At 51.5% G+C, this 17,192-nt stretch carries 12 protein-coding genes and 1 tRNA gene; 6 read left to right on the top strand and 7 right to left on the bottom strand.

The genetic code is table 11. The features are described 5' to 3' along the window. The first annotated feature begins 139 nt into the window (after positions 1 to 139). Positions 140 to 673 (top strand): lysozyme inhibitor LprI family protein, encoded by a 534-nt coding sequence (locus ACAN56_RS22785; protein ID WP_379145855.1) that lies wholly within the window; start codon positions 140 to 142, stop codon positions 671 to 673. Positions 674 to 803: 130 nt separating this feature from the next. Here the strand turns inward: ACAN56_RS22785 and ACAN56_RS22780 are convergent, their stop codons facing one another. After that, positions 804 to 1,229 carry an LSm family protein gene (locus tag ACAN56_RS22780; RefSeq protein ID WP_076113433.1) on the bottom strand — a complete coding sequence of 142 codons (426 nt, stop codon included), beginning with the start codon at positions 1,227 to 1,229 and terminating at the stop codon, positions 804 to 806. A gap of 189 nt (positions 1,230 to 1,418) precedes the next feature. On the opposite strand from ACAN56_RS22780, the gene ACAN56_RS22775 reads away from it, so the two are divergent. Beyond that, the gene (locus ACAN56_RS22775) at positions 1,419 to 5,159 is read left to right on the top strand and encodes an alpha-L-arabinofuranosidase C-terminal domain-containing protein (RefSeq protein WP_379145854.1); all 3,741 of its coding nucleotides are present in this window, start codon (positions 1,419 to 1,421) and stop codon (positions 5,157 to 5,159) included. A gap of 241 nt (positions 5,160 to 5,400) precedes the next feature. Here ACAN56_RS22775 and ACAN56_RS22770 read toward each other — a convergent pair whose 3' ends face one another. Beyond that, complete coding sequence (locus tag ACAN56_RS22770) at positions 5,401 to 5,808, bottom strand: DUF6855 family protein (RefSeq protein ID WP_038584784.1); 408 nt, start codon at positions 5,806 to 5,808, stop codon at positions 5,401 to 5,403. A gap of 130 nt (positions 5,809 to 5,938) precedes the next feature. On the opposite strand from ACAN56_RS22770, the gene ACAN56_RS22765 reads away from it, so the two are divergent. After that, entirely contained in the window at positions 5,939 to 6,856 is a 918-nt protein-coding gene (locus tag ACAN56_RS22765; RefSeq protein WP_379145853.1) for a helix-turn-helix domain-containing protein, read from the top strand. A 195-nt stretch (positions 6,857 to 7,051) separates the two neighbouring features. On the opposite strand, the gene ACAN56_RS22760 is transcribed toward ACAN56_RS22765, so the two are convergent. The 4 genes from ACAN56_RS22760 to ACAN56_RS22745 all read right to left on the bottom strand — a co-directional run bounded on the left by ACAN56_RS22760 (position 7,052) and on the right by ACAN56_RS22745 (position 11,419). Continuing rightward, positions 7,052 to 8,851, bottom strand: coding sequence for a helix-turn-helix transcriptional regulator (locus tag ACAN56_RS22760; protein WP_379145851.1), 1,800 nt, complete (start codon positions 8,849 to 8,851; stop codon positions 7,052 to 7,054). Between the two features lie 126 nt (positions 8,852 to 8,977). Continuing rightward, positions 8,978 to 9,967: an NHL repeat-containing protein gene (locus ACAN56_RS22755; protein ID WP_379145850.1), complete on the bottom strand. Its 990-nt coding sequence runs from the start codon at positions 9,965 to 9,967 to the stop codon at positions 8,978 to 8,980. A 4-nt stretch (positions 9,968 to 9,971) separates the two neighbouring features. Next, a complete protein-coding gene (locus tag ACAN56_RS22750) occupies positions 9,972 to 10,409 on the bottom strand; it encodes a DUF3788 domain-containing protein (RefSeq protein ID WP_379145848.1) in 438 nt (145 codons plus the stop codon). Continuing rightward, entirely contained in the window at positions 10,406 to 11,419 is a 1,014-nt protein-coding gene (locus ACAN56_RS22745; RefSeq protein ID WP_379145847.1) for a DUF4037 domain-containing protein, read from the bottom strand. The genes ACAN56_RS22750 and ACAN56_RS22745 overlap by 4 nt, the downstream gene beginning before the upstream one ends. A gap of 200 nt (positions 11,420 to 11,619) precedes the next feature. Here ACAN56_RS22745 and ACAN56_RS22740 point away from each other — a divergent pair. Beyond that, positions 11,620 to 11,703: transfer RNA gene (locus ACAN56_RS22740), tRNA-Leu, on the top strand. An 87-nt stretch (positions 11,704 to 11,790) separates the two neighbouring features. Here ACAN56_RS22740 and ACAN56_RS22735 read toward each other — a convergent pair. Then, positions 11,791 to 12,702 (bottom strand): helix-turn-helix transcriptional regulator, encoded by a 912-nt coding sequence (locus tag ACAN56_RS22735; RefSeq protein ID WP_379145846.1) that lies wholly within the window; start codon positions 12,700 to 12,702, stop codon positions 11,791 to 11,793. A gap of 158 nt (positions 12,703 to 12,860) precedes the next feature. On the opposite strand from ACAN56_RS22735, the gene ACAN56_RS22730 reads away from it, so the two are divergent. Continuing rightward, complete coding sequence (locus tag ACAN56_RS22730; protein WP_379145919.1) at positions 12,861 to 16,043, top strand: alpha-mannosidase; 3,183 nt, start codon at positions 12,861 to 12,863, stop codon at positions 16,041 to 16,043. Continuing rightward, positions 16,044 to 17,159 carry a glycoside hydrolase family 88/105 protein gene (locus ACAN56_RS22725; protein ID WP_379145845.1) on the top strand — a complete coding sequence of 372 codons (1,116 nt, stop codon included), beginning with the start codon at positions 16,044 to 16,046 and terminating at the stop codon, positions 17,157 to 17,159. It abuts the gene before it with no gap. Positions 17,160 to 17,192 lie beyond the last annotated feature (33 nt).

Here is a 17,192-nt window from a genome sequence, read left to right as displayed (position 1 = left end):
GGAAGGAAAGTATATCTTTAACTATACCTGCGATGATTACAATGCTGCCAATGCAGGTAATATATACAAATAAGCCTCTGCTAAAAGGTAAGCCAAACCACACGATATATACTATAAACCGATGATAGGGTGAGGACGAATGAGAAAAACAATGATATTGACTCTATTGACCTGCAGTTTAGTATTTGCCGGTTGCAGTAATAATGCAGACAGCAAGGTAAATTCGGCAGAGCCGGATCAGACTGCTCAGCAAACAGTAACAGCAACGTCGCCGGAAACGTCGCCTGCAATCGGGCAGGAGCCTGCCGCCGGATCGATGAAGCAGGACTATTTGAAGAAGCTGGATAAGATTGAAGAGGGGCTTACGGATTTGCAGGCTTTATCTGATGAAGGGACAACGGCGTCGATGATCGAGGCTGCGGACAAGGAGTATGGACGGTGGGATGCGGCTCTAAATGAGATTTACCAGGTGCTCAAGCAGCAGCTCCCGAAAGATGAAATGGCCAAATTAAAAGAAAAGCAATTAAAATGGATCACAGAAAGAGATGAAACGGCGGCGAAGGCAGCGGCAGAATTTGAAGGCGGAACGATGGAGCCGCTGGAATATGCAGCGACCCAGTCAGGGGTCACGAAGGAAAGATGCTATGAGCTGGTTGAGCTGTATATGAAGTGAACAGGATACATCGCAAAAAAGACACCCCCGGGGTGTCTTTTTAATATTGTAAGAAAATATATACAGAAACGGATGTCGTTCTTTGTTAAAGAAGGAATAGCTGGTTCTTCTTTGGTCGGCCCCTAAGCTGCTAAACCCCGCCTCCTCCCCCCATCAATCCCTTAAGCCCACTCATAAACGGTCTGATTGTCTTAATCATGCCGTAGCCCATCTTCATCACCGGCATAGCTTTCTGAATCATTCCGAAGAAGCGGAGTCCGCCGCCCATCAGTCCGCCCAGTCCGCCAAGCCCCCCGCCCAGTCCGGCAGCGCCGGCACCCGAGCCTCCGAGCAAGGATCCGAGCAACGGCAGAAATGCTGAGGTTGTGGCCTTTTGCGAACGGGAGGTGGAAGCTCTACGTGGTTTATGGTTACTGCGCTGTTTGGAGAGAATGAGCGCCCCCTGATCGAGTCCGGTTATCCATCCTACATAGGTACGCCCGTCATGCAGCGTAATGCAGACCTTTCGGCCCTTCAATCGTTTTGCCTGCTTGCGCACTCTTGCTGAATTGCCCATTTGCAGATCACCTCATTGTTCTATTTACTCCTATAGTACACAGAGGATTGGATACGGCTTGTGCTAGTTCCACGAGTATGGCAAAAAAAGTTGAGAAATAACCGCCTAATGAGGTAGTATAGCTATATGGTATTTATTTTTATAAACTGATTCATATTTATATTAAATAAAAGGTTGGGAGAGACCCTAATGACTAATTTCCGCGATCAAATCATTGCACATTACAAATTCGAGGATGCAGACCATATCGCTAAAGACAGCTCTGGACAAGGGCGGAACGGAGAGGCCTTCGGCAAGGTAGCACCGGTAATCTCCGAGGTGAGCGGCAGAGTGGCTGCAACGTTTGCGGGTGGTGATGCAGGAACCTCGTATGTCCGGCTTCCGGCGGACTTGCTTCAAGATGTAAGCGACAACACGGGGATAACCGTTGCTGCATGGGTGAACTTTGCCAAGGGCTCTAACGTATGGGAGCGGATCTTTGACTTTGGCAAAGGGGAGAAAGGGCCTTATCTGTTCCTGACACGTAATTTGCGCGGTACCCTGTCTGCCGGCGGCGATCTGGCCGTTGATCCGGGCAGAGGATTTGCCGGGGGCGAGTGGATGCACATTGCCATGTCTGTAACGGGTACGCAAGGCGGCACTTTAAGCAGTGCGGGTCCGGTGGTGTATGTGAACGGTGAAGCCGTGGCCGACGGCTCGATCAGCCAGACCTCCAGCGGCAACTATGCCCAGCTGCGCAGATGGTTCGCGACCTTTACGGATTCGGACAACTACAGCAGCAATTTTATCGGCCGTTCGCAGTTTGCTGCGGATGCAGACTTTGCCGGCTCGCTCTCGGATATGCGGATTTATAAAGCGGGTTTGTCGATGGACGAGGTCATTGAGGTGATGTGCGATTCATTGAGTAATGAAGAGATCGTAAGGCTGGCCAGAGACAAGTATCTTGCCTTCCCCACGACCATAATCACTAAGGACTTGTCACTGCCGGCTTCGCTGATGGGCGGAAAAGTTGAAGTGAGCTGGAAATCTAGCCAGCCTGCGGCGCTTCTGGATAATGGACAGGTTCAGGAAATAAGCTCTGCTCAAGCGGCAACCCTTACCGCAGTTCTGACCCGGGGGCCTGTCTCTATGGAAAAAAGCTTCGACGTCTCAGTGCTGCCGCAGGACCTGCCTCCATATACTCTGACCATCCATGGGAATAAGGAAATCCTCGATGTCAGCGAGGTGATGTACGGCTTGTTCTATGAAGACATTAACAACGCAGCGGACGGCGGAATTTATGCTGAGCTGGTGCAGAACCGCTCGTTCGAATCTTTTGCTTTTGATACCTATTCCCATACTTCCGGGGAATGCGGCTGCTCCACCGGCCGGAACCGCGAGCCCTTATTCGCGTGGTCCGGAGATACCGGTAAGATGCTCCCGCAGCACAGCGGCGGACTAAATGAACATTTTGGCGTAAAGGACCCGGAAGTAAATGCTTATTATGTGACGGTGGCGGATGGCGCCGTGATTCAGAACAAAGGGTTTGCTGATTCCAACGGAAATTGTGCCATGTCCATACTAACGGGCGCGAAGTACGATTTCACGATCTGGGCGAAGGCAGAGTCAGCCGGTACAATTACGCTGCAGCTTCAGGGAGCGGACGGGTCAGCAATCAGTGATTCCGTATTCGTGAAAGTGGAGGGCGGAAACACCTGGAAGAAGTATGGAGTGGATGCCAAGCTTGTGCTGACGGGTTCGGCTACGGCTCTTGGCCAGCTGGCGCTTGCTTTTGCGGGTGAAATTTCGATCGACATGGTGTCCCTGGTTCCGCAGGATGTATGGGGGGCAGGCGAGGAAGAGCACTCCCGGTCGGCTCACGCCAACTATACGGGTAACCCGAACTACCGGCTGAGAAAAGATCTGGTGAACGCGCTTGTCGGCATGCATCCGAAATTCCTGCGTTTCCCCGGCGGCTGCATCTCTGAAGGCTCATTTATTTGGGAGAATGTGTATGACTGGAAGGATTCCATCGGAGCGGTTGAGCTGCGCAAAGAAAATTACAACGTATGGGGCTACATGATGACTATGGGCCTCGGCTATATGGAATATTTCCAGCTGGCAGAAGACCTTAATGCAACTCCGCTTCCGGTGATGGCTTGCGGCGTGCTGTGCCAGGCGCGTTCGGACTACGCCCATCCGGCCGGAGGCGAATTACGGGAGTATTACATCAAGAACTTTACCGACCTGATCGACTTCGCCATCAGCATGGACTTCGAGAATAACGAATGGGCGGCCATGCGCAGCAAGATGGGCCATGAAGCTCCGTTTGATCTGCGCTATCTGGGCGTAGGCAACGAGAACTGGGGTACAGAGTTCTTCGCCAACTTTGAAGTGTTCAAGACATCAATAGATGCCTATATGGAGCAGAACTATCCGGGGCATGAGCTGCATATTATCTCCACGGTTGGCGCGCAAGCGGACGATGATGCGTACCAACAGGGCTGGAAGTTCCTGAGCGGCAATCTCAGCGGATCGGCTGAGGTGGCTTTTGCCGACGGGCATAAAGTAATTGAAGAAACGGTAACCTGGTACGGGCAGCAGAGCAACTACATGGACACGATTGCCGATGAGCATTACTACCGTTCCAATGACTATCTGCTTGCGAATGCCGACCGGTATAATTACTACTATAGAGCGTATAACGCTGACGGCAGCATCGACTGGAAGGAAACCTCCAAGGTATTTGTCGGGGAATATGCTTCTACGGACAAAAACACACTGGCCGGCGCAGTAGCAGAGGCAGCGGTTATGACCGGATTTGAAAACAATGCGGATGTCGTTCTGCTCGCCGCCTATGCGCCGCTGTTCAACAAGGTGCTGACGGACGGGACCTACCGCTGGACACCGGACTGCATCTGGTTCGACGATGAGACGGTGTGGTTCACCCCGAACTATTATGTGCAGCAGCTGTATGCGAAATATTTGGGCAATAAAGTACTGGCAACCTCCTTCTCCACGTATAGAAACGGCAAACCGGCAGCACTTCTTCCTCATGGCGGAATTGAAGTCGCGGCAGGCAATGCTGATATTCTGGTGAAGCGCGTGACCGTAACGTCGAACAAGGATGGCCGTGTGCTGCTTGATCAGGACTTTACACAGGCGCTGGATCCGGCTTGGCAGACCATCCCCGGCTCCGCAGGGTATACCGTTCAGGCGGATAAAGGGCTTGTACTTAAAGCTCAGACCAGCGGGCTGAACGGCCTGTACATCCTGAATGACAGCTGGACCGATTACAAGGTGGAGGTTGTTGCTTCGCGAATCGCGGGGGAGGACGGTTTCTACGTGGGCGCAGGGCTGACTGACATTTCACCGGAGAACAAGGACGTCCTCGAATATGCTATCAGCTATGGCGGCAATGCTACCGGTGTGAAGGTGTACAAGCAAGGCGTGGAAGCCTATACCTTGGGCGACTACTCTTCCAGCACGGCGGCAGGCAATCTTAGAGCAGCCAGCTATGAAGAGATTTCCGACAACACGGAATACACGATTACAGTGAATTACGGTGGTGAAAACGGAGAGAGCCTGATCTGTTCGTATACGGATGGCAGAGCAGCCAGCAAGGTGCTGGACTACAAGCTGGAGGCCTACAACAGAGAGATCTTCAACTCGGTTACAAAAGACGCGAAGCATGTGTATGTAAAGCTTGTGAATGCCGATGATGTAGACAAAATAACGCAGCTGCAGCTTGAAGATTTGAAGGTCGGGGCAGCCGCGAAGCTGATCACCTTGACTGGCGAAGCCCAGCTTGTACATGTGCCTAATGTAAACCAGAAAAACAATGAGCAAATCGTGCCTGACGAGCGGGAGATTACACTGAACAGCAGCAATATTGTTCTTAATCTGCCTGCTAACTCGGTGAGTGTGCTGGTGCTGAATCTTAAGGCATAAAGAAGCGTCTGCTCTGTACTATGCAGGCTTTAGCAGCAGCAGGTGCAAAATAATATGCAGTACTGCACAGAAGACACCCTTAGGGGTGTCTTCTGCTATATCTCATGCCAGTATCAAATGCAAACATCACAGCCCAAGAATAGCTGATTAATGAATAATGTGTTCATACGGAATGCAGCGTGCTGTTTAGTCGGATCGTGTTGAAGGGCTTGATTCGGGTAAAAGGTAGGGATTCCATCCCTTACAGTGCCTTCATACGGTTGTTCCTTGGCTGATGCTCGACTTCTGCAAGTCCTAATGCCTCCATTAAGGGAGGGATATACATACCGAATCTGCCGCGCAGACCCTTTTTCAAGCCGTACCAGCCGCCGACCGGGTTGTCAGGAGAACGCCCCCAGGCTTCGACCGTGCCTGCTTTTGCCGGCTTCTGCTCATCAGCGCTGCCCAGCTCCATCCACTCCCCATGCTCCTTAAGCATGGCGTACAAGTCATTGATGCAGCGATAGTCGTAATGCAGCACGGTTTTACCTACCGTGCAGACGATAATGGGTTTGCCGTCTTTTTCATCTTTATACATTTCATATTCAGAGGTTAGCGGAGGCGTCTTTAATTTCCAAGGATTTTCTTTTGTCCCTGCATCTGTTGGCATATCGTTTCTCCTTTGCGCTGCAATATTAGCTTCCGTGTATTATAAAGAATACAAATACTGATTGCAATTCAGGTCAAATATACAAGCGCTGCCTTTGCTAAGATCATCAATGAGAGGAAGGGAACCTTCAATGGTGGAATGGAATGAAATGGTTCAGCTCATGATTGATTGGATTGATGCTGATCTTACAGCAGCGCCAACACTGCTGAGAATGTCGGAACAGCTTGGGTATTCCCCTTATTACTGCACCAAGCAGTTTCACGCGCTGACCGGGACGACACTCAGGGATTATATCTGGATGCGCAGAATCAGCCGTGCCGCCCTGGAGCTGCGCGACACGGATACGCGAATTCTGGATATTGCCGTAAAGTTCGGGTTTTCGTCGCAGGAGGCATTCTCCCGGGCTTTTTCGAAGGCTTTTAACACGACCCCGTCTGCCTACCGGAAAGCACCCTGTCCCATTCCACTGACCATTCGTGCCGAAGTGTTCACTCCTTATCATTATCTGATCAAGGAGCGGGATAAAATGAGAGAAGTGCATTTGCAGGAAGCGGAGATTAAGCTCGAAGTCATACCGGCCCATAAATTCATCGGGATCTGGGACCTTGCTTCCCATAACTACGCCGGGTTCTGGGAGAACGGGCATGATTGCGATGAAATCTCCGGAACGCTGGAGAGCATGTCTCATCATACGTTAGCTGGACAACTGGGCCAGACGGCCGGATGGTTCTATAAGAACGGCCAAAAAGGTTACTTGTACGGAATCCCTGTTTCATCGGATTACAACGGGAAGATCCCTGAGGGGATGGAGTGCAGGGATATTCCGGAATCGGAGTATCTGGTCTTTTTTCACCCGCCATTTGATTACCTGAAGGATAATGGTCAAGTGATGCGGACTGTTGAGCAAGTGGCCTGGAACTACGATCCCAAGGTCATGGGTTATGCCTGGGATGAAGAAACGAAGCAGGACTATCAGCGCCATTTCCCCGAGGGCTATGGCTATGCGGTGCTGCGGCCAGTGAGAAAGTTAACTGGAAACGAGGAGTAAGCAGCGGGCTGATCTCGAAGAGAATTTTCCCCGATAGGTGCATAGTGCAAAGAAACAGTCTACAGTGCAGGCTTTCGCCAGGATTTGCCCACGTGATCCCTCCAAATAAGCTGAACAAAAGAACCTGTCACCCAGTTCAAGGGCCACAGGTTCTTTTATCATTTGTTCCTATACTTCAATTTATGAAGAAAGTCTTTAAGCCTCTGCATGGCGCTGGCTGTTCTCCAGTATCTCTTTAGCCAGCCCATCTCCACGGTGTTCGAGCATGCTTACGGTTTGCAGTAGCTCCGCCTGCCGGCTTCGGTGCTCATTCGTCCAGAACGGGCGGGGGGAAACGCCCGGCTCTATAGAAGCTGGATCGGTCATTCCCTTGTAAAAACCTTCAAGTAAGGCGTCGATCTGTTCATACACCCCGGCCATCTCAGCCAGCGCGCCGGCTTCGGCAGGATGCTGCAACAGCGGCAGCGATGCTTTTAAGTAAGCTGCGGCGCTTCTACGGGCATCGGTTAGTGCCATCATGCAAAAGTAGTTTACGCTGAACCTGCGTTCAAAATCAGAGGTTTCTGCATCTTGGTACCACCGGCTGCTGAGCAGACCTTCGCACCAGGTATCCAAAGCCTTATAGCCGAGCTGGTAGCCTCTATTGTCATCGGCCCTCATGGAGTCCAGCTTGACCCTGAGTGAAGCATAGAAGTTGTCCAGAGCTGACGGTACATGAGCCTGGCTGTCAAAGCGCATTAGCATATAAGGCCAATGGTCCACATATAAATAGCCCTTGCTGACCTTCATATCGCTCTGAAACTCTGGATCGTCGTGCAGACTCTCGAAGGTTTCTTCGTCAAAATAGCTGCGGCACAGCAGGGTATCCCCATTGTCCAAGTACCCTGTAATTACGCCCCACTCGGGGGCAACCCTGAGGTTGATCGCTATCGGCAGCTGATGCTTCCGAATGCTGTCCATTAGTTTTTGCTTCTCCTGTTTGCGCTCTTCCGGTGTAAGCCGGTTCGCCCGGCTGGCTGTAAGACCATAGGCTTTATGGGCAGCAGCTGAATAATCATAGGCTACGAGCGCATCGGCTGAGCTATAATCCCACATAGGTGTAAAAGAAATTCTCCAGCATGCCCCGGACACCCCCATTACCTGCTCATAGGTAGTCTCAATCCCCCTTGTGCTCAAAGACAGATAGAAGGCTCCTGCCCATGAGCAGTCCATTCCTTGGCCGAAGCCAAGTCGGCCTACATTCTCAACAATATAATGCTGCCGGGACGGTTGGATGGCGAAGAGGCGGGTCCGGTCCGGGCTGTAGTGAATCTGCTCACCTTCGGCACAGCTTACCGCATGAATACCCTCGGCATTCAAGTAGAGGAGCAGCAGATAATCGTTGCCATCATTGTCGATAAGGCTTGGGAAAAGCTCGTGGCTGACCGTGAAATGCTCCCACTGAAAGAACTCATAATGCTGCATCTTCTTCAAAACATTCCGGTGGATCAGCTCATTTCCATAGGAGGCGTACACAAATTCCAGTCCGCTTTTGCCGGAGGTATACCCTTTGGAATGGACATCAATCGTCAGAAGCTGTTCTTTCAGCGCATAGGCTGAATAGATTCCCGCAGGCGTCTCATATCTGACAATCAGCACCTTGGAGCGGTCGCCGGACAGACAGCCGGGGAAGATATGATCGCTGACGGTGAAGGACAGTCTGTTGCCGGCCACGAACTGGTTCACAAAGTGGGTGACATCATGGGAATCCCGGCCGTCTGTGTATACGGCGGAAAGTACGACTAATTCCTGGGGCAGCAAAATGCCGTCAATGGGGTGGCCCAGTACACTGGACAGCAAAGGCAGGGTGGCGGTTTCGGGCAGGGACTTCCCTGTTTCCCATTTGGAGACGGCTTGAGCCGTGACATTGAGCTGTTCGGCCAATTGTTCTTGGGACAGCTGTTTTTCTTTACGGAGCATGGCGATGCGTTTGCCGACTTTTTCGCTACTGATCATAGTTACCTCTCCCGAAATTGAATTCGACGTCGTAATTTCATTATAATCCCGGACTATGGAATAACCATGGATTCAAGGAGGGGAGAGGGGCGGCGTTTTCCAACCGGCAGTTGAGCCGGACGACAGTCATGGGCATTTTTCCAGAATAATCAGCTCCCCGTCCCATTCAGGAACAAACAGCTGACCGTCATAATAATCGAGGCTGCATATTCTCGGCAGCTGAAGGCTGAAGGGATCTGGAGTATCCAGAACATGCTCCGCTGGAGAAACGATGTGCGGGGTTCCGGCAATGGTGGTGATGATCCCGGAGCGATGGTCAACCCTGCGGACGACATGATTTTGCGTGTCTCCGATATACAGATTGGAGGCTTCGTCGAGAGATAGTGACCATGGCCCGTCAAAATGTTCTCCGCTGCTTGAACCGAAGGTAGCCTGGATCGCAGATCCCCCATCTCCGGTGTAACCGCCGCGGCCCGTTCCCGCAATCACCGTGACTTCTTCATTAACGGGATCAATCTTGCGCACACAGTAGTTTTTGCTGTCCAGCACATACAGGTTTCCATCCGCTCCCCGTCTTAAATCATAAATCCAGTTAAACTGCACCTGTGTAAAAGATACTGTGCCCGCCTGAAATCCTGGTTCACCCGTTCCTAGCGTAGTCATTAAATTACCTTTCAGATCAAATTTATGGACCCGGCATCCGGTCACTTCATTGATCCACAAGAAGCCGGCAGAATCATACTCACAATTCCCAATATCCTTAAATCCACAAGCCGCTCCGTCTATCAGCAACCGGGCTTCTCCGGCAGCAGGGTTAATTGCGAATACTTTGTTATTCCCGCTGCTGGCGACGATAACGGTCTCCTTATCCGGAAAGGTAATATAAGTAGGGTTGAGGATATCCGCATAGATATGCCTAACATGCTCTCTGACGATCTGATTACCGGCCGTCCAGTTCAGAGTGTCCGTATCCGTCGCGATTTCCCCAACCCAGTGTGTATCATGGTCCAAAATATAGCGGGTACCCTGTGGATTATGAAAGCCAAAGTGGCAGTAGCCGTCGATAAGCTTCAGTTCTTTTCCGAATTGCAGCCGCTCTTTAATTCTCCAGTTCATCCAATCACCCCCGCTTCTTGGGTTTTTTCTTGATCAGGATCATTTGCTCAATATCTTTAAGTTCATCTATAGAATGCACTTTAATCCATAGCCATCGTCCATCGTGGAATTGAGCAGCAGCTTCATACACCGATTTGAAATATGTCCCGAACTCTTCCATTCTAGCCGTGTACGCTTCGATCTCCTTTTTCCCGAGTACAAGCAGAACGGTAAAGCCCTCTTTTTCCGGAAACATAGCAAATAAGGTCTTCCCGCTCTTGCGGTATCTCACATTCCAGCCATAATTTTTTCCGCCAAAATTGAGTTCTGACTGTTGATCGTAATTTTGTTCGGCAAAGCGGCTGAGTTCGATCCATGCTTGCTTGGCCTCTGCGCCAATAAACGTATAGATCTGTTCTTCCGTAGGAACAACTTCTTTATCACATAATCGCTGGCTATTCACTCTGACTCCTCCTTAATTTGTTCTACTAAGGCCGCAAACCACGAGTCTAGTTCCTCCGGTTGAATGGATAGAAGTTTGTGCTTATCTACAATGATTTGGTCTTTGGTGACGGAGGTAAAGCGGACAAAAGGTTCTCGCGACAACATGGATAAACCCATGTGATCCGTCCATTCCTTAATGGGGAGACTGTCTTTAGGCAGCAGAAATTTCAGTAGATCATAGAAGGTTTTGTGCATTACATTCAAGTTGTAGCCCGGACATTCCTTGCTGATGATATAAGAATCGACTTCCCGCCAAAGGTGCTCGATTATGGCCTGTCTTACAATCAGACTCTCCTTGGAGAGGTCCCCGGTGCTCATCATCTCCTTGAGTCTTGTTTCCCAGCAGGCCGGAGTCCATGGCAGCGTTCTGCTCATGTGGACCAGCCATTTCTCATGCGGCACATATTCACGGTTGGCAATAAATAAGGCCTCCAGCAAGCGGGTCGCTGCCATATTGAGCATGGAGTGGCCCTGCACGGGATCACCTCTGTGAATCCAGATATCCCCAGCCAGCCGGAAATACCACCAGCAATTGAATAACAAGCCTTCGGCATGCAGCGGCTCTGGTGTATGCGCCAGCTTTTCTGACATCATTTTGGCGATTTGCCCCGTGGGATCGTACAGGACTTTTGCATAGGATAAATCCCACAGCGCCACGCTCTCCCATGACCGCTGCAGCTCTTCTTCCAGATCTGAGATCTTGATGTCATACAGATAGCTGCCGATCCTGGTAATACCTAGGGGGATAGGGGATTGTCCGCTGTTCCACAGCTCATACGGGGAGGACTCCAAGTAGAAAACCAAATCGATCTCCGATAACTCGTCGGCATACCCGCGGGATAATCCGCCGTTCAAGGTGATGCCCTGGACGCCGTCCAGAGATTCAAAATTCTTCATTCTGCTATCCAGTTCCGCGAGGAATAAATGAAGCTTGTTGGTGCTTGTTGCCGTTACATAAGGCCTGCTCATACAAAATCACCTCGTTATTGATCTGTGACCAAATGGGAAATCGTTAGTAATAATATATAGCTATGAAAACGGTCTACCTATGATATTAGTCTTAAACGCCAGGCCTTACATTGGAGAATTTAAATGCTAAATAAAAATTAACTTGCCCTATTGTTAAAATCATGATATATTAATTCCTGCACTGCAATAAACAATACTTTGCGGTCATGGCGGAATTGGCAGACGCGCTGGCTTCAGGTGCCAGTGGTAGCAATATCGTGGAGGTTCGAGTCCTCTTGACCGCATACCAAGAAAGAAAGCTTCTGAATTGTCCCTACGGACAGCTCAGGAGCTTTTTTTCATTGGGTTCAGCTGCTCAAATGAGCTTCAGCTTAGTAGGACAACAGGGTTGAGCTTGGACTGGACGAGGCCTGATGCTTACGGAACGCGGACGGAGACATGCCGCTAAGCTTATTGAATACGCGGTTAAACTGGGAGAAGCTGTTGAATCCGCACTGCTCGGCGATGTCGGAAATCTTCTGCCGGGTGATGATCAGCAATTGCTGGGCATTGCGGACCCGGGTCATCTGGATATATTCGGTCAGTGTAAAACCGGTGACCGATTTGAACTGGTGCGATAAATAATAGGGACTGATATAGAACTCCCTGGAGATGAACTCCAGAGACAGCTCGCTATTGTAGTGACTGTGGACATATGCGGTGATTGAATATATTTTTTGCATAATAGAATTCCCGATTTCTTCTAGTACATAGTTGCTCCGCTCCCGCTGCTGGTACAAAGCGCATAAAAATTGCTGGAAAAGGCTGTGAATCAGTACAGGGTTCAGCGGCGAAGCGCTGTGCGACAAGCTGAAGATAGTGTTAAGGGGATCAAACACGGCTCTCCGCGTCTCACCCGTCAAACGGTAGACCGGCACTTCTTCCCCAAAAGGGAGAAGCATATTTTTGTAAGCGGTTTCTAAACCGGGTATATTTTGGGGCACGGCAAAGTTAATAATCAGCCGCTTATGTGGCGGACCTGCCGGATACTGGGTCTTATGCAGCCGGTGAGGGCGAAGCAGAACGATGTCATATTGCTGAAGGGGGTGCACGTTGCCTTCGATGATATGGGTGGCTCTGGAATCGAGTAAGATATGAATCTCATAAAAATCATGGAAATGCTGAAACTCCATATTGATATTATGGGACCGCTGGTCATAATCAAAATAATAAAAAAGCGGATCAGCCGGAGTGTTGATGCGTACGCTATACCCTTGCTCATACAACAGGTCGCTTTCAAGCATATGCCCTCGCCGCCTTATTTTCTAATATGCATTTATTATATGTGCAGAAAAGCAAGATTTGCAATATAAGAGGGGAATTCCAGCAAATATAAGGTAGTTTTTGATCGGGAGGGTTTGCTATAGTGGCGATATGAAAGCGGATACAAGGAGTGGAAATGATGTTTTTAACAGAAGAAAAGCTGATCCGGCGTCAGGCGGAAATCGGAAAGTACAGATACCGCAAGGTGCTGGAGCTGAATGAACTGGAGCTCGCGGAGGATGAGGACGGGGCCAATCGCGTCTATCCGGAGGCCGTATCATTTGATGGCAAGATCAGGCTGCAGGAGCTCTGGCGCGGGCGTGACCGTTATGTCTGGCTGCGTGCCGTGGCGGTGCTGCCTCCGAGTCAAGCGGGCTTCAAGATCGCGGGAAGATTTGACTTCGGCAAGTCGGGGAGCTTCAACAACTCCGGGTTTGAATCTCTGCTATTTGTGAACGGAGAGCCTTATCAAGGCGTTGATACCAACCATAGGGAGGTTATCTTTGGCGATGCATTAGGCGGGCAGACGGTGGAGCTGGTCTTCCGGCTGTGGTCCGGTCTGGAGGGCGGAGGGCCGCCCGTAGTTCAGGAGCACCGGATTAGCGAGGCGATGCTTGGTTATCTCGATGAGACGATTGATGATCTGTTCTATATGTCGCAGGCGGCGCTGGACACCTGCCGCTATCTGGGCAGCGACCAGCCGGAAAAGCAGTGGCTGAAAAAGGCGCTGAATGATGCCTTCCGGGAAATTGACTGGTCTGAGCCCGGCTCGGAAGCGCACATGATTTCGCTGTACCGGGCAGATGCCAGCTTGAATCAAGCGGTGGATGCCATGCCTAAAACGTTTGATATGACGATTACAGCTGTTGGGCATACCCATATTGATGTCGCCTGGCTGTGGCGGCTAAAGCATACGCGCGAGAAAACGGCACGTTCATTCTCTACCGTACTGCGGCTGATGGAGGAATTTCCGGAATATCAGTTCCTGCAAACGCAGCCGCAATTGTATGACTATCTGGAGCGTGATTATCCTGATCTGTTTCACCGCATCTCCGATAAGATCAAGGAAGGCCGCTGGGAAGCGGAAGGGGCAATGTGGCTGGAGGCGGATTGCAATATCCCGTCCGGCGAGTCGCTGGTCCGCCAGATTTTGACGGGTAAACGCTACCTTCGTGAACAGTTCGGCATCGAAAGCAAGTATTTATGGCTGCCTGATGTGTTCGGGTACAGCTGGGCGCTGCCGCAGATTTTGCGCAAGTCAGGCATAGACACATTCATGACAACCAAAATCAGCTGGAACCAGTTCAACCGGATGCCGCATGACACGTTCTGGTGGCGGGGGATGGACGGTTCAGAGGTTCTGACGCATTTCATTACAACCTCTGAGAAGAACGGGGATGCGTATACGTATAACGGCCGGATGACTGCCGCTCTGCTGCGGGGAATCTGGAATTCGTATCAGGATAAGGACATCAATGATCATCTGCTGTTTGCTTATGGCTGGGGCGACGGAGGCGGCGGGCCTACACGGGAGATGCTGGAGCTTAGGCGGCGGTTTGATAAGCTTCCGGGGATGCCTAAGCTTAAGATGGGCAGTGCGGGGGAGTATTTTGCCGGGCTGCATGAGCGTATCCGGGATGCTGAACCGCAGGTGCATACCTGGAACGGCGAATTATACTTCGAATGCCACCGGGGAACCTACACCTCGCAAGCCCGCAATAAAAAATACAACCGCCGCCTGGAGCTGCTGCTGCGGGATGCGGAGTGGCTGCACACGCTGACCGGTGTGAGACGCGGCGATCTGCAAACCTCTTATCCTGCGGCTGAACTGCGTGAGATTTGGGAGATCCTGCTGCGCAACCAGTTCCATGACATTATCCCGGGTTCATCGATTAAAGAGGTATACGAGGATAGTGACCTTGAATATGCGGAAGGGGAGGCCCGGTCGCTGGCACTAATTAACGGTGGGGGAGGAAACGGAGGTTTCACCGGCGGGCAAAAATGCTTCACACTACTCAACAGCTCGACCTGGGATCGTCCGCGTTATATTGAATTGCCGGGCGAAGCTGCAGATACAGGCGTCATCCGGGATGCGACCGGGATGCTGCTGGAACAACAGCAGACGGCAGATGGCGGCAGGCTGGTGTATATTCCTTCCGTGCCTGCACTCGGCACGTCGGTTCTGCAATATGAACGGGGGCAACAGGAACATACCGGCTTGGAGGGAGAGGGGCAGCTTGCCGATATTGCCGCGAACAGTCTGACCACACCGCTGGTTGAGGTGGCCTGGAACGATCAGGGGCATTTCACCTCGATGCGTGACCGCCGGAACGGCCGCGAGCTCTTGGCACAAGGACAGCGCGGCAATGTGCTTCAGGTATTCGAAGACAAGCCGCTGGATTATGAAGCCTGGGATATTGATATCTTCTACCAGGAAAAGATGACGGAAATCTCGCAGCTTACGCAGTGCGGGCTGGTCGAGAACGGTCCGCTGCGGGCTGTGCTGCACATGGTATGGACTTATCATCGCTCGACGATTACCCAGCAGATTATGTTCTACCGTGATACGGCAAGAATTGACTTCCGGACAGTCGTCGACTGGCATGGGCATAATCAATTGCTGAAAGCAGCCTTCCCGGTCGATATCCATGCCATGGAAGCTACCTATGATATTCAGTTCGGCAACGTCAAACGGCCGACGCACTGGAACACGAGCTGGGATTATGCCCGTTTCGAGACGGTAGGTCATCAGTGGGCCGATCTCAGTGAGAAAGGGTATGGTGTAGCCCTGCTCAATGACTGCAAATACGGTTATGACATCAAAGACAGCGTGCTGCGGCTGACGCTGCTGAAATCGGCCGTTCACCCCGATCCGGAGCAGGATCAGGGACGGCATACCTTCACTTACGCCCTTTATCCGCATATTGGCGATTTTGTGGAAGGCGGGGTGGTCCAGGAGGCCTGGGAGCTGAATAATCCCCTGCGTTCGGTCCCGGGACATCTGGAAGGAGAGCCGCTGTTCTTCATCGAGGGCAAACATGTGCTGATCGATGCCATAAAGCGCTCGGAAGATGGCAGCCATGTGGTGCTTCGCCTGCATGAATATGCCGGTTCACGGATGCAGGTGCGTATAGAGAGCGCCTACCCCATCGAATCCTGGCAGGAATGTAATTTGATGGAGGAGCCGCAGGAGGCGTGGCGGGAGGATGATTTGGCATTCCAGATCAAGCCTTATGAGATCAGGACGTTCAGAATAAATATGGGAACAGCGCAGGATGAGGGAACACCCCAAAATAAGGCGGGAAAAGGAGCAGTGCTATAAATGAACAACAGCCGGGTTAACAAGGCCGAAATCGTCGGAAAGCTGGACCGGGTGACGGATAAGCTGCTGAAGCTTGCGCGGCCGGACAACGAAGCAGAATTGCAGAGCTTAGGGGAGGATGCAGGCAGGAGGGGGTATTTTGCCCGTGATTTCGGAATGGAGGAATGGGACTGGCCGCAGGGCGTGGGGCTGTATGGTCTGCAGAAGCTTGAGCAGCATTTCGGGGACGACCGTTATCAGGCTTATGCCAAGCCGTGGATGAACCGGCAGCTTACGAAGGGACTGCCAAGCCGGAACATCAATACGACGGCCCCGCTGCTGTCGCTGATGGAGCTGGAGGAGGCGGAGGAACTAAGCGCTGAATGGGTGCAATGGCTGATGAATGATCTGCCCCGGACGAAGGAGCTTGGCTATCAGCATGTCACAACAGGAGCGAGCAAGAGTGAAATTACACTCCATGACAATGAAATCTGGATTGACACGCTGTTTATGGCTATTTTGTTCACGGCAAAAATGGGGGTTAAATACGATAACTCCGAATGGCGGCAAACGTCGCTCCACCAGTTGCTGCTGCATATCAAATACTTGTATGACAAAAAGACGGGATTGTTCTTTCATGGCTGGCACTTTGGCGGCCGGCACAATTTCAGTGAAGCGATCTGGTGCCGCGGCAATGGCTGGTTCACGCTCGGCCTGCCGGAGTATCTGGAGCTGATGCGTCCGTATCTGGACAGCGGAGTCTTCACTTACCTTCAGCAGATTCTGCATGCACAGGCAGAGGCCTTATTGGCCTGCCAGAGCGGGGACGGATTGTGGCATACGCTGCTGGACGTCCCGGACAGTTATACCGAAACATCCGGGTCGGCAGCCATCGCAGCCGGTATTCTGCATGGTGTACGCAGGGGGCTGCTGCCGGAGGCATATGCTGAACCGGCCCTGATAGCGATTCGGGCTGTGCTGGACAGAATTGACGATGAAGGTACAGTGCTAGGTGTATCAGGAGGGACACCGATCGGGGCGGCAAAAGAAGATTACAAGGGGATCATTATCGCCCCTATGGCCTACGGGCAGGCGATGGCTTTAGTCGCGCTGGGTGAAGCCTTGCATTACTGCTGAGGTTTGCATCCGGCAGCTAACGGCAGTGAAATC

This window comes from Paenibacillus paludis (genome assembly GCF_042610515.1).
Classification (GTDB): Bacteria; Bacillota; Bacilli; order Paenibacillales; family Paenibacillaceae; genus Paenibacillus_AQ.
This window is presented reverse-complemented; position numbering and strand designations above follow the sequence as displayed.